Raw genomic sequence first — 21897 nt, 5'->3', positions numbered from 1 at the left:
CAATGGCAAAAACGATTTTGATAGTGGATGACTCGGCCTCCTTGCGGCAGGTGGTACGTATTGCCCTGGAGGGGGCGGGGTACGAGGTGCTGGAGGCTGGTGATGGTGTGCAGGGTCTCGCCCAGCTGCAGGCCGCCCCTCGCGTTCATCTGATCATCAGCGACGTCAACATGCCCAACATGGATGGGATCACGTTTCTGAAAAATATCAAACAACTACCCAACTACAAGTTCACACCGGTCATCATGCTGACCACGGAAAGTGGCGACGAGATGAAACAGGAAGGCCGCGCCGCAGGTGCCAAGGCCTGGGTCGTCAAGCCCTTTCAGCCACAGCAGTTGCTGGCGGCCGTTGCCAAGCTGGTATTGCCCTGAGCATGGAAATCCGCGAAGAACGTCACGGCGAACAGCTGCAGCTTGGGTTGCAGGGTAATCTGGATATCTATGCCGTTGCGCAGTTGCGTGAACGTTTGCTTTCCGCTTTGGCGTCCGCGCACACCCTCGATATCGATCTGCACCAGGTGGAGGAAATCGACGGCGCTGGTCTGCAATTGCTCCTGGCCCTGAAGCGGGGTGCCAGCGAACAGGGTTGCCAATTGTCCCTGAGTAACCACCCTCCTGCGGTCGTCGAAGCCATGGAACTCTGTCGCCTGTCGTCCTTTTTCGGTGATCCGATTCTATTGCAGCGTGAGCAAGCATGATGATAGATATCGATCCCGCGCTCCAGGGCGCCATGGAAACCTTTTTCGAGGAAAGCCGCGATCTGCTGCAGGAGATGGAGCAGATCCTGCTCGGCGTCGAAACCCATGGTCTGGAGGCCGAGCAACTCAATGCCCTGTTTCGGGCCGCGCATACCATCAAGGGCTCAGCCGGACTCTTTGGTCTGGATCCTTTGGTACGTTTTACCCATCGGCTGGAAAACCTGCTCGACCGCATCCGTGCCGGGCAGCAGGCCTTCGCTGCCGAACAGATGGTTCCCTTGTTGCTCGCCTGCGCCGATCACCTCGGGGCGTATCTTGCGATGCTACAGGGGGCAGAGCCCTTTCAGCCCGACTTTCTCGCCGAGGACGTGCGTCTTCTCGAAGCCCTGGAGGCGGTGCAGCAACCCCAGCCAGAAGGAAGTCGCCTGCCAGCACCGGTAAGTAATCGCCCGGCGTCACCTGTGGTGCAACCGGCAGATACTCCTGCCCCAGCAGATCAGCCGCAGGCCTCTCAACCTGCCAGCTGGCATATTTCTTTGCGCTTTGGCGTGGACACCTTTCGTGACGGCATGGACCCGCTGTCCTTTCTGCAGTACCTACGACAGATGGGAGAGATTCTGGGTCTGGTCACCCTGACCGATCAATTGCCCAAGTTTGCCGAGCTGGATCCTGAAAGTTGCTATCTGGGTTTCGAGATCGCCTTTGCCAGTACTGCCAGCAAAGCGGAACTTGCTGCCGTCTTCGATTTTGTCAAAGACAGTTGCACGCTCCACATCTTGCCCAGTCATGATCGTCTCCCGGAATATCTGCGGATGATCGAGTCCCTCCCCGAAGCCGATCACAAACTGGGGGAGATCCTGGTTGCTGTCGGTTCCCTCACTCCCGAGGAGCTGCAGCAAGCCCTCGGGCAGCAACGGGAGGAAGAAGATCGCAGTGGTCAACATCATCCCTTGGGGGAGATTCTGGTTGCCTCTCAGATGGTCCAGGAGCCGCTGGTCCAGGGCGCCCTCGCCAAGCAACAGCAACAACGGGCCCAGCGGCAGATGCTGCGCATCCATGCCGAGGAGCTCGATCAACTGGTCGATCTGGTGGGCGAACTGGTCATTGCCAGCGCAGGCAATCGCCTGCGTGCCCAGGAAGAAGAGCGTGAACTCAGGGTGGAGGCGGCGGTGCAGGTCGCACGTCTGGTCGAGGAGATCCGCGATCGTGCCCTGCATTTGCGCATGATCGAGGTGAACGAAATCTACCAGCGCTTTCCGCGCGTGGTGCGCGATACCGCCAAGCAGTTGGGTAAGGACATTCGCCTGGAGATTCGTGGAGAGCAGACGGAACTCGACAAAAGCATGGCGGAAAAAATTGTCGATCCCCTCATGCATCTGGTGCGCAATGCCATGGATCATGGCATCGAGCCTGCAGCAACGCGGCAGGCTACTGGCAAGGATCCGCAGGGACGCATCCTGCTCCAGGCGCGCCACGATGCCAGTGGCATCCTTATCGAGGTCCAGGACGACGGCGCCGGTCTGCAACGCGACAAGATCCTGCGCAAGGCGATCGAGAAGGGCCTGGTGCAGGAAGATCAGAAACTGAGTGATGCCGAGGTATTTGCCCTGATCTTCGCTCCGGGGTTTTCCACTGCCGAGAAAATCAGTGATATCTCCGGACGGGGCGTGGGTATGGACGTAGTCAAGCAGAACATCGAGTCCATCCGCGGAAGCATCGACATCGAGAGCCAGCCCGGCCAGGGTACCACCATTCGCATCCGCCTGCCGCTCACCCTTTCCATCATCGACGGCTTTGTGGTGCGGATTGGCAAGGGCCTCTTCGTGATTCCTTCTGACGCCGTCGAGGAGTGTCTCGAGTACCCGCAAGTCGAAGCGGCGGGATATCTGCAATTGCGCGGTCAGCCCCTGCCCTTGCTCGATCTTGCGGCGATGTTCCAGGTAGAGCAGGACGCCGGGAGCCGACGCAATGTCATTGTCGTGGGGCAGGGCTCCGAACGTATCGGGGTGCTGGTCGGCGCCATTCTGGGCAATCAGCAAACGGTCATCAAACCCCTGGGACGCCTTTTCGAATCCTTACCCGGCATCTCGGCGGCCACCATTCTGGGCAATGGTGAGCTCGCCCCGATCCTTGATATTGCCCACCTACTCCAACACCACACCCGGCCTAGCCGCACGGCCCAGCCGACGAGTTCTTCATAGGAGATCCAATGATGTTTGCAAATCTGCGTATCGGTGTGCGGCTCAGCCTCGCCTTTGCACTCTTGATCATCTTTCTGATAGCAGTTGGCGGTACCGGCTGGTGGGGCGCGCAGCGGCTCAAAGGTGATCTGGAAACGGTTACCGGAACCGTTGCCACGAATGTCGATAAAATCAACTCCATCATGCTGCATGTCGGGCGGATGAAGGCCGACTTTAATCTGGCGTATGGTTTGCCCGCGCAAGCGGCCCAGGCATCCGCCCAAATCGCCCAGATCGACAAGCAGATTCGACCATTTTACCCGTATCTTGAGAAAACCCTGATCAGCCCGGAAGCGCGCACGGATCTGCGCGAATCTCAGGCGACCTACGATACCTTCTATCGTGCCGAGCAGCGGTATTTACAATTGCTCCTCGCTGCCGACCAGGATCCCAAGACGGAAACCCAGGCGATCAATGCAGCCAATGATTTCTTCAATAGCCAGGTCACTCCCGCAGAGCGGCATCTGTACGCCGTCAATCATCAGCTACGCAGCCATGCAGCGAGCACCTTGGTGGCCAAGCGGAAACAGGGCGCAGCGGACGCAGAGATGGTCAGTACGGTAACCGTGCTCATCGTCGTGCTTGCCATCATTGCCAGCATTCTGATCGCGTGGGGATTGTCGCGCTCCATCACCCGTCCGCTCCTGGAAGCGGTACGGGTATCTGAGCGGGTCGCCGAGGGGGATCTCAGCGTGCAGGTCCAGCCGCGGGGCAAGGACGAAACCGGACGTCTGATGAGCGCCATGCAGGCCATGGTAAAAAATCTGACCCAGATCATTGGCGATGTCCGTGCGGCCGCCGACAACCTGTCCAGCGCCTCGGAAGAGGTCAGCGCCACTTCCCAATCCCTGTCCCAGGCGGCCTCGGAACAGGCGGCCAGTGTCGAAGAAACCTCCGCTACCCTGGAGCAGGCGGCTGCTTCCATCAAGCAGAATGCGGAAAATGCGCGGGTCACCGATGATATCGCCACCAGCGCGGCAAAAGAGGCGCAAAGAGGTGGTGAGGCGGTCAGTCAGACCCTACAGGCGATGAAGGACATTGCCGAGCGGATAGGTATCGTCGACGATATCGCGTATCAGACCAATATGCTGGCGCTGAATGCCGCCATCGAAGCGGCGCGGGCCGGAGAACACGGCAAGGGCTTTGCCGTGGTCGCCGCTGAGGTGCGCAAACTGGCGGAACGCAGTCAGATCGCGGCACAGGAGATCGGCTCTCTGGCCAGCGGCAGCCTCAAGGTCGCCGAAAATGCCGGCCAGGCCCTGGAAGCACTGGTGCCCGCGATTGCTAAAACCTCGGACCTGGTACAGGAAATCAACGCGGCGTCCAACGAGCAGGCCGCCGGCATCGACCAGATCAATGTGGCCGTGGGGCAGTTGAATCAGGTAACGCAGCAAAATGCCTCGGCCTCCGAGGAGTTGGCGGCGACTGCCGAAGAGATGAGCGGGCAGGCAGGACAGCTGCAAGAGCTCATGGCCCGTTTCCGCCTGGATAATGAGGCGCAGCGTCAGGGGCGCAAGTCGGCCAAAGCACCGGCGAGCGAGCACGGCGTCGCGCACCTGCCCAAGGGCACGCCAAGCATGGCAGCGTCCGAAGAATTCGTACGCTTCTGAGGAGGGCACAATGGCACAGGTCCCTGCTACTACCGGCGAGCCAGCGACGAGCAGCGCCGGACAGTTTTTGATTGTGCAGCTGCAAGAAGAAGCCTTCGGTCTGGACATTACGGTGGTGCGCGAAATCATTGCCTATGTGGCGCCGACACCGGTCCCGATGATGCCGAATTTTGTGCTGGGCGTCATCAATCTGCGTGGGCAGGTGGTGCCTGTCATCGATATGGCTCGTCGCTTTGGCCGCAAGCCAACCACTATTTACAAGCGCAGCTGCATCATCATTCTGGATTTTTCGGACGACGGGCAACGCCAACGTATTGGCATCGTTGTCGATGCGGTCAATGAAGTCATCGAGTTCTCTGCGCAGCAAATCGAGGTGCCTCCCCAATTCGGCACGGGACTGCGCACCGATTTTCTGCGCGGAATGGGAAAAATCGATGGTCGATTCATTGTGCTGCTGGAAATGAAAAAGGTGCTTTCCCTGGAGGAAATGGCGCAATTGGTAGCTCTGCGTGGCACGGAAATCGAACCGGATGAGCAAACCGTCTGATTCTGCGGGTGTTGTTCCCACCCTCCAGGAGTATCAAAAATTGCAGCAGTTTCTGTTTTCCCAGGCGGGTATTACCTTAGGGCCAGGAAAGCAGGCCATGCTCGCGGGGCGTCTGGGAAAACGGCTGCGGGCACTCAATCTGCCCAGCTTTTCTGCCTACTTGCAGCATCTCTCCAGTGATGCTGCAGAGCGCCAGCTGGCCGTCGATCTACTCACCACCAACGAAACCTATTTTTTCCGGGAACCGAAACATTTTGCCTTTTTGAGTGAGATCGCAATTCCGGAGTTCCACGCACAACAAAAGGTACGTATCTGGAGTGCTGCCTGCTCCTCGGGGGAAGAGCCCTATAGTATCGCGATGGTGCTGGCGGAAAGACGTGGCCCGCGACCTTGGGAAGTTCTCGGTTCAGATATCAGCCAAAGCGTTTTACAGAGCGCCCGCGCTGGCCAATATCCCCTCGCGCGAGCCGAGAAAGTCCCGCGTTCCTATCTGCAACGTTTCTGCCTCAAGGGCATTGGTGCACGGGAGGGAACTTTACAAATAGATGCAGCTCTGCGGCAGCGCGTGCAATTTCAGCAAATCAATCTAATTACCGCGCTGGGGAGCGGGGACGATTTCGATATGATTTGGTTGCGGAACGTTCTTATTTACTTTGATACCGAGACAAAGGTAGCGATTTGTCAAAAGCTGTTACAAAAACTGCGACCGGGGGGCTATTTTCTGGTGGGGCATTCGGAAAGCCTGCAAGGCATGATCGGTGGGCTGGAGATGGTGCAGGCCGCCGTTTATCGCAAGCGATGAATGCACAGCGGGAAATTTTTCTGCAGCCGGGGGATTGGCACTTTGGCGGGCCCGACTTGGTGCTTCGTACTTTGTTAGGCTCCTGTATCGCCGTGACCTTGTGGCATCCGCAGACACACACGGGCGGCATGTGTCACTTTCTGTTGCCGCGCCGTTTTGGTGCCTCCGATGGTCGCCTGGATGGCCGCTATGGGGAAGAGGCTATCGCGTCCCTGCTGCGCGCGTTGCAGCAGCAGGGAAGGCGGGCCAGGGAGTTTCACTGCAAAATTTTCGGCGGCGGTAATATGTTTGGCCGTCCTTTGAACAAGGATCCGGTGGCCAGTAACGAGCAATGCACCGATGTCCCCTGTCGCAACATTCGCGCCGCCAGCACGCTGGTACGCGATGCCGGTTTCGACCTGCAGGGCGTGCACGTGGGCGGCGCGGGTCATCGCAATCTCTCTTTTTATCTCCATTCGGGGGAGGTGCTGTTGCGTTTTGTCGGTAATGATGCCCAGATCTGGCGGAAACCCCAATGAATCCTATCCGCGTTTTTATTGTCGACGATTCGGCGGTGGTCCGGCAGATACTGCAAGCGGCCCTTGACCAGGATCCCGGCATACAGGTGCAGGGAACGGCGCGAGATCCCCTTTTTGCCTGGCAGCGCATTCAGGGGCACTGGCCCGATGTCCTGATCGTCGATATCGAGATGCCGCGCATGGACGGCATCAGCTTTCTGCGCAAGATTATGGCCGAGTATCCCCTGCCGGTACTCATCTGTTCGAGTCTGGCGGAGTCGGGTAGCCAATTTGCCATCGATGCCCTGGCCGCCGGCGCGGTACAGATCATCACCAAGCCGCAGTGCGGTGTGCGGGAGTTTTTGCAGAAGGATGCGCCGGCGATCATTCAGGCGGTCAAGATCGCGGCGCGGGCGCGGGTGCGAGCCCTGCCGCAAGCCAGCGCAGCAGCGACTCCAGTCAAAACCGCGGCAAGTTCTGGTCTGCAATTACTCGCCCAGCGCAGCACGGAAAAGGTCATTGCCATTGGCACCAGTACCGGCGGCACTCAGGCGCTGGAGTTTGTCTTGCGGCGACTTCCTGCCACGCTGCCGGGCCTGGTGATCGTCCAGCATATGCCGGAAAAATTCACCGCTGCCTTTGCTGCGCGGCTGAACTCGATCAGCGCCCTCGAGGTACGCGAGGCCCAGGACGGTGATCGAGTACTGAGCGGCAGGGCACTGATTGCTCCAGGTGGCAAACATATGCGTTTGGCGCGTTCAGGTGCGCAATTTATCGTTCAGGTCTTCGACGGGCCGCTGGTGAAGCACCATCGGCCCTCGGTAGATGTGCTGTTCCGCTCGGTGGCCGAGGTGGCCGGGCGCAACGCCTGGGGCGTGATCATGACCGGTATGGGAGACGACGGCGCCCAGGGCCTTGCCACCATGCACCAGGCGGGGGGGCATACCCTCGCTCAGGATGAGAATAGCTGTGTGGTCTTTGGCATGCCCAAGGAGGCCATTCGGCTCGGTGGAGTGGACGAAATCTTATCCCTCGAACAAATCCCGCAGCGGTTGCAACAACTGATTGGAGCAGGGTATGGCGCCCGAAGTTGAGACTGAGTTTTTTCCTGCAGCCGGTGCATCCAGTCCAAGAGTGCATGAGGATCCCTTCCTGCGGCGTAGCCTGCTGGTCTATGGTGCCTGGACCTTGCTATCCGTGTTGCTTGTCGGCGCTACAATCCTCATCGGTTGGCAATGGCAGGCGACGCTCCGGGAAAAGACCGTCACGCGGGCCGAGCAGCGTGCTCTCAACGATCTGGGACGGGTGAGCGATCTGCTGCGGGTCATGCTGCAGATCCATGCCCGCGACTTGATCCCCCTGGCCAGCTCTAGCGCCTTGCGGCAGCCTGACGTCCTACGCCTGCATGAGCATGTCCACCCCTACCTGGGCAAGCTCTCCTGTGCGCCTTTCCAGGCCCCACTGCATTTCCGACTCCGGGGTTGTGTGGCAAAGAAGGGCTCTCATCTTTCCTACAGCACCGCCTGTCACCTCGGCAGACCCAAAATTCGCGCGGATGGCTTCCTGGGCATTCCTATTCAGGCCGAGAATCCGCAAACCGGCGACGCCTGTAGTGCCGAGCTTCTATTTCGCAGTCCGCCCATGCAAGACTCCGTCCAATTTACCCTCTATGCTGGCGCGGAAGCGCTCAGTACCTGGCAGCGAGGCAGCTGGGGTCCGCCGTCTGCAATGCCCAATTGGCGCAGTGCCGAGATCCCAGTGGTCGCTACTCCCTGGACTCTGCAGGTATCCTGGCCGCCCAAGCTGCCACCTCACATCCAGGAGACCCTGGCACGTCTCCGTTGGGGGACGGCGGTCATCGTCGTGGCTGAGATTCTGTTAGCGCTACTGCTCCTCTTCTGGCTTTATCGGCGCGACATGAATCTCCGCTTTCGCTGGGTTCAGGAGCAGCTACGCGCGCAGATGCTGGAGGACTCCTCTCTGCCCCAGCTCTTCCAGCGCATGGTCGAGCTGAGCGTACACACCACCCGCGCCCACGCCGCCTACGTGGCTATCCCCGATGGTGGGGACAAGTTCCTGCGTGTGCTGGCCATTTGTGGTGCAAATGACGAGTTGCGCGAGGCTCTGCGCAGACTCCCCTTACCCCTTGACGAGACTATCTCTCCCTGGGGGCAGCTCTTTCCGGTGCTGGCCTTTCTGCGGCGGCAACGGGTGGATCGCCACAGCCCGCACGTCTCCGGTGTCTGGGCCCAGGCCTGCGCCCAATACCCCGCTCTGCGCGGCCTGCGCGAGGTGATCGTTTGGCCTCTGCTGCAGGGCCCCGCACATCCTCCCTTGGGGGTCTTCGCCCTGGAAATACCACGTCTGCAACGGCGGCTCTTTGGGAAGGAACTGATAGAGCGTTGGGATCAGATTGCCGATGATCTGGAGCGCTTCGCCCGCTCTCGGCGCGAAGCAGAAGAACAGTACCGTCTCCTGCACTTCGATCCACTGACCAATCTGCCCAATCGCCAGCACTTTCTGCGGCTTGCCGAGCAGGCCTTGGGCGAGAGGACAAATCCTTGGCTGGCAATTCTCGATCTCGATTATTTCAACGAGCTGAACACCATCCACGGGGATGGCGAGACCGATCGCTGTCTTGCGGAAATTGCCAGAGAAATTCGGCAGGCCTTGCCTGCGGATGCTCTTCTTGGCCGCATTGGAGGCGATGAATTTGCCATAGTGCTTGACGTCGCCCAGACGCCCGCCGCTGCAAGCCGTGAGATCGCCGCGGCCATCGCCAGGGCAGGACACCGGATTCTGGGCAGCCATCTGACCGCGTCTTTCGGCTGGGCCCAGAGTGCGGAAAATACGGTACAGGTTGCCGAGCTCTTCCATCAGGCCAGTGAGGCCCTGGCACAAGCCAAACTGGACGGGCGCAACGCTTGGCGCGAATACGAAGGTTTTGTTCGTAATCGTGCTGCTCGTCGGCTACACGTACATCGCTACTTCGCGCGCGCTATCGAGGCCAGCGAGCTGGCCTTCTTCCTGCAACCCAAGGGTGATCTGCTGCAGCAGCGCATCAACGGTTGTGAAATGCTGGTCCGCTGGCGAAAACCCGAAGGGGGCTGGCTGGGGCCTGGCAAATTCATGCCCTATGTCGAAGAAAATCCCCGTCTGATTCGTGCCCTTGGTCGCTACGCTCTCCGCGAGGCTTGTCGGCTTCGCCAGGAGGTCGAGCGCAGAGGCCTCGATGACTGGTCCATCTCACTGAATATCGGTGCGCGCCACTTTCTGGCTCCGGAATTCATCGCTGATCTTCAGGAAGTCTGCCCCAATGGTCAGGGACTGATCCTGGAGCTGACCGAGACCAGCGGCATTGTGGGACGGGGGCCGATTCGTCCGGTCATGGAGCGCTGTCGGGAGTTGGGTTATCGATTGTCCATGGACGATTTCGGGACCGGATATTCTTCTCTACTCTCTGTGGCCCAGCTTCCCTTCGACGAACTCAAGCTGGACCAGAGATTCATTCGCCAATTCCGCCATGAGCTTGCCAAGTTCAGTGTCGCTGGTGCCGCCCAGTTGCTCAGCCGTCTGGCCGGCATGCACTTGGTGGCCGAGGGTATAGCCGTCCCCGAAGAGCTGCGCCTATGGCACGCCATGGGTGGGCGCTATCTGCAGGGCTATCTCCTCGCACCACCCTTGCCTGAAGCTGCTTTTTTCGACTGGTACCCGTGGTTGATGCCGTCCCTGCTCCATGGCACCCCCCCAGTTGCTCTGCGGGATCTCGACATTCTCTGGGAGCAGCAACAACAGTGGGTATAAAAGCCCCGCCAGGGGGCCTCGGTTTTGCTTCAGTCCGCCAGAGCAAGCATGAGCTGGTTCAGGCGGGCGACAAAGCTGGCGGGATCCTCCAACTGTCCACCCTCCGCCAGGATCGCCTGGTCGAGTAAAAGCGCGGACCATTCGCCAAAGTGGGTCTCGTCCGTCTCTTTTTCGATGCGTGCCAGCATGGGATGCTGCGGATTGATCTCCAAGGTCGGCTTGCTGCTGGGCATTTCATGCCCGGCCTGCTTGAGCAACTGCTGCATGTACAAGGCCATATCGCGTTCCCCAAGGACGATGCAGGACGGCGAACTGGTGAGGCGGTGGGATACGCGAACCTTTTCGACGCGCTCGCCCAAGGCCTTTTGGATGCGTTCGACCAAGCCCTCGGCGGCCTTTTCGGTTTCCTCTTGGGCCTTTTTCTCTTCTTCCGTTTCCGTCTGGCCCAGATCCAGGTCGCCCTTGGCGGCCGAGACCAGGCTCTTGCCGTCAAATTCGTGCAGGTGACTGGTCAGCCATTCGTCTACCCGGTCGCTGAGCAGCAATACCTCGATGCCCTTTTTGCGCAGCAGCTCCAGTTGCGGGCTGTTCTTCGCCGCCAGGAAAGAGTCGGCAGTGATGTAGTAAATCTTGTCCTGGCCTTCCTTCATCCGCCCCACATAATCGGCCAGAGAGACGTTCTGCAGCTCGGTATCGCTGTAGGTGCTGGCAAAACGCAGGAGCTTGGCAATCTGCTCGCGGTTGCTGAAGTCCTCACCCGGACCCTCCTTCAGGGCTCGTCCGAACTCGTTCCAGAACTTCTGGTATTTTTCCGGATCTTTTTCCGCAATCTCTTCCAGCAAGCCCAGAATGCGTTTAGACGCCCCGGAGCGCATCTGTTCGATGGTGCGGTTACCCTGCAGGATTTCACGCGAGACGTTCAGGGGCAGGTCGCTGGAATCGATCACTCCGCGTACGAAGCGTAGATAACGTGGCAGGAGCTGCTCGGCGTCGTCCATGATGAAGACGCGCTGCACGTAGAGTTTGACGCCATGGGTCTGCTTTTGATCCCAGAGATCGAAGGGAGCCCTGGCGGGGATATAGAGCAGGGAGGTGTACTCCAGGCGGCCTTCGACGCGATTGTGCACCCAAGCCAAGGGCTCGCCGAAGTCATGGCTGACGTGCTGGTAGAACTCCTTGTATTCCTCGTCGCTGATCTCCGCCTTGGGGCGCTGCCAGAGGGCCGAAGCCTTGTTGACGGTTTCCCATTCCTCGCTGGGTTTGCCGTCTTCCCCAAGCTTGCGCATGCGGATGGGCAGAGGAATGTGGTCGGAGTATTTACCGATGATGGAGCGCAGTCGCCAGGAGTTGAGCAGGTCTTGGCGCTCGTCTTCGCGGATGTGGAGGATAATTTCCGTGCCGCGGGTTGGTAATTCGACGGTTTCCAGGGTGTAGGCGCCGGTACCGTCGGATTCCCAACGGACCCCATGCTGGGGCTCCATGCCGGCGCGGCGGGTGTTCAGGGTAACGCGCTCGGCGACGATGAAAGCGGAATAGAAGCCGACACCAAACTGCCCGATGAGTTGCGCATCCTTTGCCTGATCGCCGCTGAGGCGCTGAAAGAATTCCCGCGTGCCGGACTTGGCAATGGTACCGATATTGGCAATGACTTCGTCGCGATTCATGCCGATGCCATTGTCGCGGATGGTGAGGGTATGGGCTTCCGGATCGAAATCCACCTCTACCTGCAGTTCGCTGCCGCCCTCCAGCAACGCCGGATCGGACAGGGCCTCGAAGCGGAGCTTGTCACAGGCGTCGGAGGCGTTGGAGAGCAACTCGCGCAGGAAGATCTCCTTATTGGAATAGAGCGAGTGAATCATCAACTGTAGAAGCTGATTCACTTCGGTCTGAAACTGCATTGTTTCTTTTGCTGCTGCCATGTCTTCTCCTGAAATTTCACCCTGCGCCATGTCGGCCTTCGCCGGCAAAGATTGGGATGCGCCGCGAAAAAATCAAGGGCAGGGGGCACAGCGCTGCTGGCGCACAATTTTGGTGCATAGGGAAAGCGAGGAGTTTTTAACTCTTTGTTTTTTTGACTAGGCCAAGATGGCCTGCTTTTTGCTCAAAGGAAAGCGTCCAATTTGGGGACGATTTGACCTTACAATCAAATAGATAGTCTAAGGAGCGTTTATGATTCGAAAGGGAGCCTTGGGGGTAGCGTCACTTGCTGCCTCGATCAGTTTTCTCGCCAGCCCCTGGGCCATGGCCGATACGGCTACGCCCTTCAAGGGCGGCGATACCGCCTGGATGCTGACATCGACCGCTTTGGTGTTGTTGATGACGATTCCCGGTCTGGCGTTGTTTTATGGTGGCATGGTGCGGCGCAAGAACATTCTCGCCACCGCGGCGCAGAGCTTTGCCGTGACCGCGCTCATTTCCGTGCTATGGATGTTCTTTGGGTATTCTCTCGCCTTTACGCCCGGTAATGCCTTCATTGGTGGTGCCAGCCGCTTCTTCCTGCACGGCCTCGGCCTGGATAGCGTGAACGCGCTGGCACCGACCATCCCCGAAACGGTATACATGACCTTTCAGATGACCTTCGCCATTATCACCCCCGCGCTCATTGTTGGTGCCTTTGCCGAGCGCATGAAATTCTCGGCGCTGCTGTGGTTTACCGGCCTTTGGTCGTTGCTGGTCTATGCGCCCATTGCCCACATGGTCTGGGGGCCTGGCGGCTGGCTGGGGGGCGATGGCGTGCTGGATTATGCCGGTGGCACCGTAGTGCACATCAACGCCGGTATCGCTGGGTTGGTTGCCGCCCTGATGATTGGCAAGCGGGTGGGATACAAGCATGACAACATGCATCCCGCCAATCTGCTCTTCACCCTGATGGGCGCTGCGATGCTCTGGGTCGGCTGGTTTGGCTTCAACGCCGGTTCGGCAGTTGCCGCCAGTGATCGCGCGGGCATGGCCATGGCGGTAACGCAGATCGCAACGGCCGCCGCTGCTCTGGCCTGGATGTTTGTGGAGTGGTGGGCACGCGGTAAGCCAACGGTGCTGGGAATGAGCTCCGGCGCGGTCGCCGGCTTGGTGGCCATCACTCCGGCTTCCGGCTTTGTCGGCCCCATGGGCTCACTGTGGATTGGCATTGCCGCAGGCGTGGGTTGCTTCTGGGCCTCGGTCTACGTCAAAAACTGGCTCAACTACGATGATTCTCTGGATGCCTTCGGTGTCCACGCCGTTGGCGGCATCATTGGCGCCTTGCTGACGGGCGTCTTCGCGGTCGCTGCCATCGGCGGCACGGCGGGCGTTCTCGAGGGCAATCTGCATCAGTTGTGGATTCAGGCAACCGGTGTGGGCATCACCATTGGCTACGACGCTCTGGTGACTTGGATTCTCCTCAAGGTCATCGACTGGGTCGTTGGTCTGCGGGTGAGTGAAGAGGCCGAGCGGGAAGGTTTGGACGTCACCCAGCACGGCGAGCAAATCTACATGTAAGTGTAGGCAGCTTTGGGCATGGCCTCGGCATCAATCGCGAGGCCATTGCTCAAAATGGTGCGCACTTGGGTCCTTCTGCCCTAAAAAAGTGCAAATTGTCTATGGCAAATGCCAAATTCCATCATAATGTTCTGGCACGATTTCTGCACAGACTTTATCGCGGTATCTCAAACTCGTATTTGGAGCGTATACAATGAACAGCAAGAATTCTTCGGTAAAAAAATCCCTTTCCTCTATTGCGTTGGCGCTAGGTGGTATCCTGGCTGGCGAGGAAGTCCAGGCAGCACCGCTGAGCCTGCCCGCTCCCCTGCATTTTTCCGCAGGGCCACTGGGGACGCTCAACGCACAAGGGGTGGCGAGTGCCTATGGCATGTGGCAGGACAATGCCTTTGCCGGATCCGGTACACCGGCCAACAAGGCTGCATCGGCGGATATCAGCAATGGGATGGTGATGATTTCCAAGACCAGTGGTCTGTTTCAGTTCATGATACAGGCCGGGGCCTATAACATTTTGACCCTTGCTGCGCCCTTCGCCTCTACCGGAAACTATGTGCAGGGCAGCTATGGTGCCCTACCCATTGCCTATCTCGAAATCGCACCCACGGAACATTTCAATGTACAGATCGGCAAGTTGTATACTCTGACCGGTGATGAATATACCTTCAGTTATCAGAACTGGAATATTCAACGGGGATTATTGTGGGGACAAGAAAATGCCATCGTCAAGGGTGTACAATTGAACTACAGTAATGGACCGATTACTGCGGCTCTGTCTTGGAACGATGGCTTCTATTCCAATCGTTTCAATTGGGTGAGTGGCCTCATTAGCTATGCTATCAACGGTAAAAACAGTGTCTTCGTGCAGGCGGATGGTAACCTGGGCCACACGTACTATACGTATGCACCATTGGCGACGGCACCATTGCAAAATAATCAACAGATCTACGATCTGGGATATACTTATACTAGTGATTACTTGGCCCTGACCAGTTATGTGCAGTACTCGCAGGTGCCTGGCGCTGCCGTTCAGGCGCTTGGAGCTGGTTCGAAAAGTACCAGCACCCTCGGCGCCGCCGTACTTGCGGACTATAGCTTCACCGATACGGTTTCTCTGGCGGGTCGAGTGGAGTATATCAGCAACTCGGGCAGTGTGACCGACGGCGCTGCCAACCTCACCGGTTTCGGCCCCGGATCCCACGCCTGGTCGCTCACCGTGACGCCCACCTATCAGAAGGGCGGTTTCTTTGCGCGCGGCGAACTGGCCTACGTGGCGGCCACGATGCCGGCTGATACCGGAATCTTTGGGAAAAGTGGCCTGAACCAGAGTCAGGTGCGTGGCATGCTGGAAACCGGTTTCCTGTTCTAGGGTTTGGCCCACCCCTCGGGCGCGGAGCGTGAGAACTCCGCGCTCTTTTCTGTGCGGGCTTCCCTAGCGGCGCCAACTACGCCAGAATCAAGCTCGATAGACCGCATGACAAAGAGGACTGCTCGATGACCTATTGTTTGGCCATCCATGTCGAAGCTGGGTTGGTATTTTGCTCCGATTCCCGGACCAATGCTGGCACGGATCATGTCAATACTTACTCCAAGATGCACGAGTTTGTGCTGCCAGGGCAACGCTTCTTCAGTCTGCTCTCGTCCGGGAATCTGGCCACCACCCAAGTGGTGGTGCAGCGGCTGCGGCAGGATCTCGAAACCCCTTCGGCACAGAGCCTCTGGACGGTACCCAGTTTGGCCGCTGCTGCCGACTACGTTGGCTGGCTCAGCGCTGATGTGCAGCGGGTGCAGGCTGGGCGCGACACCGCCAATACGGTCTTCGAGGCGAGCTTTATTCTGGGGGGGCAGATTGCCGGTGAATCTCCCGGCATCTATCTGATCTATCCGCAGGGCAATTATATTCACGAATCGGCCGACCATCCTTTCCTGCAGATTGGCGAGAGCAAGTACGGCAAGCCGATCCTCGACCGCGTGGTGCAGCCCAGTCTATCCCTCGAAGCGGCGGCCCGTTGTGCCCTGGTGTCCATGAATTCCACCATTCGCAGCAATCTGACCGTTGGTCCGCCGATCGAATTGGGGATCTATCGGGCGGATAGTCTGCAGCGCGGAGAGTGCTTGAGCTTGCACGACGATGATCCTTTTTATAAGGCCATTGCCGATGGCTGGAGTGCCGGCCTGGCGCGCGCGCTGGAGGAATTGCCGCGTTTCCCGTGGGAGGGCGGTGCATCATCGTAGTGCAATGCCGTCGATCGTGGCGGTGTAATTGCACCATTTTTGCGCATTCGCGTAGTCGCGCAGGTCAGTAGCTTGTGAAAGTAATCGGCACGCCCCTTGCTAGACATCGCTGAGGGGTATCGAAAGACGATATCTCCACGACGGAGAAAGGCTTGCGGGAGTCAGGCAATGCAAAAGATTCTGTATGCGTACCCGGAAGGAAGTTCTTACGATGAGCTGTTGACTGCGGCAGGAAAGCCGCGTGCCGTCGCCAAGGCGTTGCTCGAGCATTTTGAAAAACTGGGCCCTGAGGCGCTGCGGCAGCGTCAGGAGACTGCGGACACGGCGATTCGTGCCATGGGTATCACCTTCACCGTCTATAGCGAGGCAGGCAACATCGATCGCTCCTGGCCCTTCGACATTGTGCCGCGCACCCTGTCGGCGCGCGAGTGGACGCAGATCGAAGCCGGACTCCGGCAGCGGCTCAAGGCCCTCAATCACTTCATCGACGACATCTACAACGAGCAACGGGTGCTCGACGACAACGTTTTCCCGCGCGAAATTCTTGAAGGCTCCAGGAATTTCCGCGCCGCCTGCCGTGGCGTGCATCCGCGCTTTGGTGCCTGGGCCAATATCTGTGGCTCGGATCTGGTGCGCGATGCGGATGGCACGGTGTATGTGCTGGAAGACAACCTGCGCGTGCCCTCGGGAGTTTCTTATATGCTGGAAAACCGCGCGATCATGAAGCGGCTTTTTCCGGAAATCTTCGCGATGTGTTCGATCCTGCCCGTAGACGATTACCCGGCGCAGTTGGCGAGCATGCTTGCCGATCTCAGCCCACGGCCCAGCGACAAGCCGGTGATTGCGGTGCTGACGCCCGGAATCTACAACTCCGCCTATTTCGAGCACAGCTACCTTGCCCAACAAATGGGCGCCTATCTGGCGGAAGGGACGGATTTCCTGGTCGACAGCGAGGATCGGGTATTTCTGCGCACCATTTCGGGACTACTGCAGGTGGACGTGATCTACCGGCGGGTGGACGATGATTTTCTCGATCCCGAGGTATTCCGTGACGACTCCGTCATCGGCGTTTCCGGCCTAATGCGCGCCTGGAAGCGCGGTACCGTGGCAATCGCCAACGCCCCTGGAACCGGGGTTGCCGATGACAAGGTGGTCTATGCCTTTGTGCCGGAATTCATTCGCTATTACCTGAAAGAAGAGCCGATATTGCCCAACGTTCCAACCTACCTGTGCCTGCGGGATGCGGATCGGGAGTATGTGCTCGCGCATCTCGATGAACTGGTGGTGAAGCCGGCCAATGAGTCGGGTGGCTATGGTATGCTCATAGGCCCCCGGGCTTCTGTGGAGGAACGCCAGCGCTTTGCCGAACGCATCCGCGAGGACCCGCGCAATTATATCGCCCAACCCACTCTGTCGTTGTCCACCGCGCCGACCCTGATTGGCGATCATCTGGAGCCACGCCACCTGGACCTACGTCCCTTCATTTTGCAGGCCAAGGACAGCTACGTGACGACCGGGGGACTGACCCGTGTGGCCATGAATGCCGGCTCCCTGGTGGTGAACAGCTCCCAGGGAGGTGGCAGTAAGGATACCTGGATTGTCGAGGAGGATGTCTGATGCTCTCGCGTGTCGCTGAAAACCTGTACTGGATGGCCCGTTACCTGGAGCGGGCTGAGGACTTGGGGCGCTTCATCAACTCCGCCACCCTGCTGCTGCTCGATTTACCTCTCGGCACCCGCTTTGGCTGGGACATCCTGCTGCAGATCACCGGCGAAGCGCAGCGCTTTCAACAGCATTACGGCCAGCCGAACGAAAAGGCGATCATGCGTTTTTTGATTGCCGACAGTCGCAATCCCAGCTCCCTGCTGTCCTGCGTGCATCAGGCGCGGGAGAATTGTCGTACCTTTCGCGATCTTTTGCCCGGAGAGTTCTGGGAGCGGATCAATTCGCTCTTCCTTTATGTGCAGGATGGTTTGGAAAAGGAAAATATTGCCGAAGATCGGCGGGCACGCCTCGACTTTCTCGAGAATGTCATTGCCCGGCGGCACGCCCTGGTGGGCCTCCTGGTTGGTAGCATGAGTCAGAATGCGGCGTACCAGTTCATCAAGCTGGGCCGCAATATCGAGCGTGCGGATATGGGATCGCGCATTGTCGATGTCGTTAGTGCGGTGATCCCTCCGGAGGATCAGGGCATGCGTCGGACGGTCTATCAAAGTCTTTGGGTGGGCGTATTGCGCGCCATGAGCGCGTTGGAGATGTACCGGCAGCATGTTGGGGTGCAGGTGCGTTCGGCCCGTGCGGTCGAGTTCCTCTTGCGCGACAGCAAATGCCCGCGCAGTGTGCGCAGTTGCCTGACGGATATGGAACTGGCGCTGGCCTATCTCCCCAATGCTGGTATTCCCGCCGAGGCCCTACGCCGCACCCGCCGGCGCCTCGATCAACTGCAGCTCAAGGAGCTGACGCCGGCGGTCTTGCATGAGTATCTCGATCAGGTGCAAAGAGATTTGGGGGTATTGCACCACAGCATCGAGAACGCCTATTTCCGGGTACGGGAAGCAAACGATCCGTACCCACATCCCTCCTCGCAACGCTTTGCACTGCAAGCCTAGCGAGGATCATCATGGCCATACAGGTAGCTCTGTCGCACGTCACCGAGTACCGTTTCGACCGTCGGGTGGGTATGGCCCCGCACATTGTCCGTCTGCGTCCGGCGCCGCACTGTCGGACCCCCATTCTTGCCTACTCCCTGCAGATCGAACCCAAGCCTCATTTTCTGCATTGGCAACAAGATCCCTTCGGCAATTATCTGGCCCGCCTGACCTTTCCCGAGCCTGCACGACACTTCCAGGTAGCGGTGGAACTCATTGCCGAAATGGTTGCCATCAATCCCTTCGACTTTTTCTTGGAGGAGGCAGCAGAGCAATACCCATTCTCCTATGACGCCGAGACCCTGGGCTCTCTGCGTCCGTATCTGGAATGCGAAAGCGCCGGACCTTTGCTGCAGGAATGGTTGGCAGAAGTGTCCCGTGCACCGCAGCCGACGGTCAATTTTTTGGTCGACCTGAATCAGCGCCTGCAGAGCGACATTGGCTACCGAATCCGCATGGAACCCGGGGTACAGGGCTGCGACGAGACCCTGCGTCTGGCCTCGGGCTCCTGTCGCGACAGTGCTTGGCTCTTGGTACAGATTCTGCGGCATCTTGGACTTGCCGCGCGCTTTGTGTCGGGGTATCTGGTGCAGCTGGTTGCCGACGAAAAGCCCATCGCGGGGCCGGCGGGGCCGAGCGCCGACTTTACCGACCTGCACGCCTGGGCCGAAGTCTATCTGCCGGGCGCGGGTTGGGTTGGGCTCGATCCCACCTCCGGCCTTTTTGCCGGAGAAGGGCACATCCCCTTAGCTTGTACCCCCAAACCCAGCGATGCCGCCCCCATCAGTGGCGCCATCGATCCCTGTGAAGTGGAATTTTCGTTTCGCAATGAGGTGCGTCGTATCCATGAGGATCCGCGCGTCACCCTGCCTTACGATGAACCGACTTGGGCGGATATCAATGCCTTGGGGAATAAGGTAGACGCCGATTTACAGCGCTTGGACGTGCGCCTGACCCAGGGCGGGGAGCCCACCTTCGTGGCGGTGGATGATATGGATGCGCCGGAGTGGAATACCTCTGCTCTCGGGCGCGACAAGCGCGAGCGGGCGGAGCAATTGTTGCGGCGCCTGGCTACCCAGTTTGCCCCCGGCGCCCTCTTTCATACCGGGCAGGGCAAGTGGTATCCCGGTGAGCCGTTGCCGCGTTGGGCATTGAGCTGTTATTGGCGCAGCGATGGGGTGCCAATCTGGCGGCAGAGGCAGTTGCAGTGGCAGCCGGGAGCGGCGTCCGTTGTCGCGCCGGCGGATGCCGAACGCTTTGCCCGGCTCCTTGTCCAGCGGTTGGGACTGGCGACGGACTGCCTGAGTCCAGCCTACGAAGATCCTCTCTACCAGCTCTGGCGTGAGGCGCAGCAGCCCAACGATGTCGACTGGTTACAGGTAGAAGGATTGGACGATCCCGCCGCGCGCAGCGAATTGGCCATTGCCCTGTCGCGGGGCCTGCGGACGCCTACAGGTTTTGTGCTGCCGCTTTCCTGGGATTGGCGCAGGAGTTGCTGGCACAGTGCCCCCTGGAAATTCCGCCGGGGTGCGTTGTTCCTGCTGCCGGGAAACTCTCCCTTGGGCTTGCGCTTGCCGTTGTCCGGGTTGCCTTGGGCTGCTGAGCAGGAAATTCAGCCGGAACCCGATCCCTTTGCCGAGCGACCGCCGTTATCCGCCGATATTCATGGAGAGGTGGAGGCCCGCTATTCCACCTGGATGCAGCGACAAGCAGCGCCGCCGGCACCTGCCGATCTGCAGTTACCCAACAAGGTTTGGGTGGAGGTGCCGCATACGGCCTTGGCCATCGAATGGCGCGAGGGCGCGCTGAATGTCTTTTTGCCGCCCTTGGGGGTGCTGGAACATTACCTCGATCTCATCGCCGCGATCGAGGGTACGGCGGTAGAGCTCGGTGTGCCGCTGCGTATCGAGGGATATCCGCCCCCCAAGGACGCACGTTTGCGCAGTTTTGCCGTGACCCCGGATCCGGGGGTCATCGAGGTCAATATCCATCCCTCCACGAGTTGGGAGGAACTGCGGGACAAGACCGAGCGCCTGTATGGCGAGGCCCGGCTGTGCCGTTTGGGAGCGGAAAAATTCATGCTCGATGGCCGGCACACCGGCACCGGTGGCGGTAATCACATGACCCTGGGCGCCGCCTGGCCGGAAGATAGCCCCTTCCTCCGTCGCCCCGATCTCCTCGGTTCCATGCTGCGTTACTGGCAGAATCATCCGACCCTGTCCTATTTCTTCAGCGGCCTCTTCATCGGCCCTACGTCGCAGGCGCCGCGCGTGGATGAAGGGCGTGACACCGCCCTCTACGAACTGGAGATTGCCCTGGCGCAACTGCCGCAGGGCGTGAGTTCGGCACCCTGGCGGGTGGATCGACTGCTGCGTAATTTTCTCGTGGATCTCACCGGCAATACCCACCGCGCCGAGTTTTGCATCGATAAGTTATATTCGCCGGATTCCGCCAGTGGGCGTCTGGGACTGTTGGAACTTCGTGCCTTTGAGATGCCACCGCATCCTCGCATGGCGCTGGTGCAGAGTTTGCTGGTGCGGGCGCTGGTAGTGCGCTTCTGGCAAACCCCGTACCGGGGCCGCCTGCAACGCTGGGGCACCAGCCTCTACGATCGCTGGATGCTCCCCCACTACCTGTGGGAAGACCTGCGCGAGATCTGCGCGGAGTTGCAGGAATGCTCCTATCCCATGGCCCTGGAGTGGTTTGCACCTTTTCTCGAATTCCGTTTTCCGGTTTTGGGCCGGGTGCGCATTCGCGATGTGGAAATCGAGCTGCGGATGGCCCTGGAGCCCTGGCCAGTGCTGGGCGAAGAGGCGACGGGGCAGGGCACGGCGCGCTTTGTCGATGCCTCGGTGGAGCGTCTGCAGGTGCGGGTGACGGGGATGGCAACGGACCGCTATGTGCTGGTCTGCAACGGCCGCCGCTTGCCGCTGCGCGCCACCGGTACCCAAGGCGAGGCGGTGGCCGGCGTGCGTTACCGTGCCTGGCAGCCGGTTTCGGCATTGCACCCCGAGCTGCCTCTCGATGTGCCCCTGGTTTTCGACTTGATCGACACCTGGAATGGTCGCTCCATTGGCGGTTGCACCTACCGGGTCTCACACCCCGGCGGACGCAACTATGAACGCTTCCCGGTCAACGCCTACGAGGCCGAAGGGCGCCGGATCGTGCGCTTTGAGCCGCTGGGCTTCACCCAGGGTTCTTTACAGCCACCGCCGGAGCGTGGCGGCCTGCGGGAATTTTATCCCCATGGCAATCCGCTGGGTTCGCTACAACCGCCAGCCGAATCTCCCAATCCCGACTATCCCTGTACCCTCGATTTGCGCCGCATACGCTAGGCATC

16 protein-coding genes are annotated in these 21897 nt (G+C 59.4%); 15 read left to right on the top strand and 1 reads right to left on the bottom strand.

Annotated elements, in window-relative coordinates; genetic code table 11:
- Nucleotides 1–2 precede the first annotated feature (2 nt).
- From MQE22_RS09615 to MQE22_RS09575, 9 genes are read left to right on the top strand one after another with little or no spacing between them, the layout of a single operon-like run.
- Nucleotides 3–374 (top strand): response regulator, encoded by a 372-nt coding sequence (locus MQE22_RS09615; RefSeq protein ID WP_215870828.1) that lies wholly within the window; start codon nucleotides 3–5, stop codon nucleotides 372–374.
- A 2-nt stretch (nucleotides 375–376) separates the two neighbouring features.
- Nucleotides 377–700: an STAS domain-containing protein gene (locus tag MQE22_RS09610; protein WP_215870829.1), complete on the top strand. Its 324-nt coding sequence runs from the start codon at nucleotides 377–379 to the stop codon at nucleotides 698–700.
- On the top strand, nucleotides 697–2901 hold the full coding sequence (locus MQE22_RS09605; RefSeq protein ID WP_215870830.1) for a chemotaxis protein CheA: 2205 nt from the start codon (nucleotides 697–699) through the stop codon (nucleotides 2899–2901). Before MQE22_RS09610 ends, MQE22_RS09605 begins: the two co-directional genes overlap by 4 nt.
- Nucleotides 2902–2909: 8 nt before the next feature.
- Nucleotides 2910–4550 (top strand): HAMP domain-containing methyl-accepting chemotaxis protein, encoded by a 1641-nt coding sequence (locus MQE22_RS09600; RefSeq protein WP_215870831.1) that lies wholly within the window; start codon nucleotides 2910–2912, stop codon nucleotides 4548–4550.
- A 10-nt stretch (nucleotides 4551–4560) separates the two neighbouring features.
- Complete coding sequence (locus MQE22_RS09595; RefSeq protein ID WP_215870832.1) at nucleotides 4561–5097, top strand: chemotaxis protein CheW; 537 nt, start codon at nucleotides 4561–4563, stop codon at nucleotides 5095–5097.
- On the top strand, nucleotides 5081–5899 hold the full coding sequence (locus MQE22_RS09590; protein WP_215870833.1) for a CheR family methyltransferase: 819 nt from the start codon (nucleotides 5081–5083) through the stop codon (nucleotides 5897–5899). The genes MQE22_RS09595 and MQE22_RS09590 overlap by 17 nt, the downstream gene beginning before the upstream one ends.
- Nucleotides 5896–6417, top strand: a complete 522-nt coding sequence (locus tag MQE22_RS09585) for a chemotaxis protein CheD (protein WP_215870834.1) — start codon at nucleotides 5896–5898, stop codon at nucleotides 6415–6417. Before MQE22_RS09590 ends, MQE22_RS09585 begins: the two co-directional genes overlap by 4 nt.
- Nucleotides 6414–7490, top strand: a complete 1077-nt coding sequence (locus MQE22_RS09580; RefSeq protein ID WP_215870835.1) for a protein-glutamate methylesterase/protein-glutamine glutaminase — start codon at nucleotides 6414–6416, stop codon at nucleotides 7488–7490. The genes MQE22_RS09585 and MQE22_RS09580 overlap by 4 nt, the downstream gene beginning before the upstream one ends.
- A complete protein-coding gene (locus MQE22_RS09575; RefSeq protein ID WP_215870836.1) occupies nucleotides 7474–10200 on the top strand; it encodes a putative bifunctional diguanylate cyclase/phosphodiesterase in 2727 nt (908 codons plus the stop codon). The genes MQE22_RS09580 and MQE22_RS09575 overlap by 17 nt, the downstream gene beginning before the upstream one ends.
- A 29-nt stretch (nucleotides 10201–10229) precedes the next feature.
- Here MQE22_RS09575 and htpG read toward each other — a convergent pair whose 3' ends face one another.
- Nucleotides 10230–12119: a molecular chaperone HtpG gene (htpG, locus tag MQE22_RS09570; RefSeq protein WP_215870837.1), complete on the bottom strand. Its 1890-nt coding sequence runs from the start codon at nucleotides 12117–12119 to the stop codon at nucleotides 10230–10232.
- Between the two features lie 250 nt (nucleotides 12120–12369).
- Between htpG and MQE22_RS09565 the strand changes: the two genes are divergently transcribed.
- The 6 genes from MQE22_RS09565 (at nucleotide 12370) to MQE22_RS09540 (ending at nucleotide 21892) form a co-directional block, all read left to right on the top strand.
- On the top strand, nucleotides 12370–13677 hold the full coding sequence (locus MQE22_RS09565; RefSeq protein WP_215870838.1) for an ammonium transporter: 1308 nt from the start codon (nucleotides 12370–12372) through the stop codon (nucleotides 13675–13677).
- Nucleotides 13678–13870: 193 nt separating this feature from the next.
- The gene (locus MQE22_RS09560) at nucleotides 13871–15043 is read left to right on the top strand and encodes an outer membrane beta-barrel protein (RefSeq protein ID WP_215870839.1); all 1173 of its coding nucleotides are present in this window, start codon (nucleotides 13871–13873) and stop codon (nucleotides 15041–15043) included.
- A gap of 125 nt (nucleotides 15044–15168) precedes the next feature.
- A complete protein-coding gene (locus tag MQE22_RS09555) occupies nucleotides 15169–15909 on the top strand; it encodes a proteasome-type protease (protein ID WP_215870840.1) in 741 nt (246 codons plus the stop codon).
- A gap of 168 nt (nucleotides 15910–16077) precedes the next feature.
- Nucleotides 16078–17526 (top strand): circularly permuted type 2 ATP-grasp protein, encoded by a 1449-nt coding sequence (locus MQE22_RS09550; RefSeq protein ID WP_215870841.1) that lies wholly within the window; start codon nucleotides 16078–16080, stop codon nucleotides 17524–17526.
- Nucleotides 17526–18518, top strand: coding sequence for an alpha-E domain-containing protein (locus MQE22_RS09545; protein ID WP_215870842.1), 993 nt, complete (start codon nucleotides 17526–17528; stop codon nucleotides 18516–18518). Before MQE22_RS09550 ends, MQE22_RS09545 begins: the two co-directional genes overlap by 1 nt.
- An 11-nt stretch (nucleotides 18519–18529) precedes the next feature.
- Nucleotides 18530–21892, top strand: coding sequence for a transglutaminase family protein (locus MQE22_RS09540; RefSeq protein WP_215870843.1), 3363 nt, complete (start codon nucleotides 18530–18532; stop codon nucleotides 21890–21892).
- Nucleotides 21893–21897: the final 5 nt, after the last annotated feature.

It is taken from the genome of Acidithiobacillus sp. YTS05 (genome assembly GCF_024396695.1).
Taxonomy (GTDB): domain Bacteria; phylum Pseudomonadota; class Gammaproteobacteria; order Acidithiobacillales; family Acidithiobacillaceae; genus Igneacidithiobacillus; species Igneacidithiobacillus copahuensis.
Note: the sequence above shows the minus strand (reverse complement) of the source record. Positions and strands in the feature narration are given on the sequence as shown.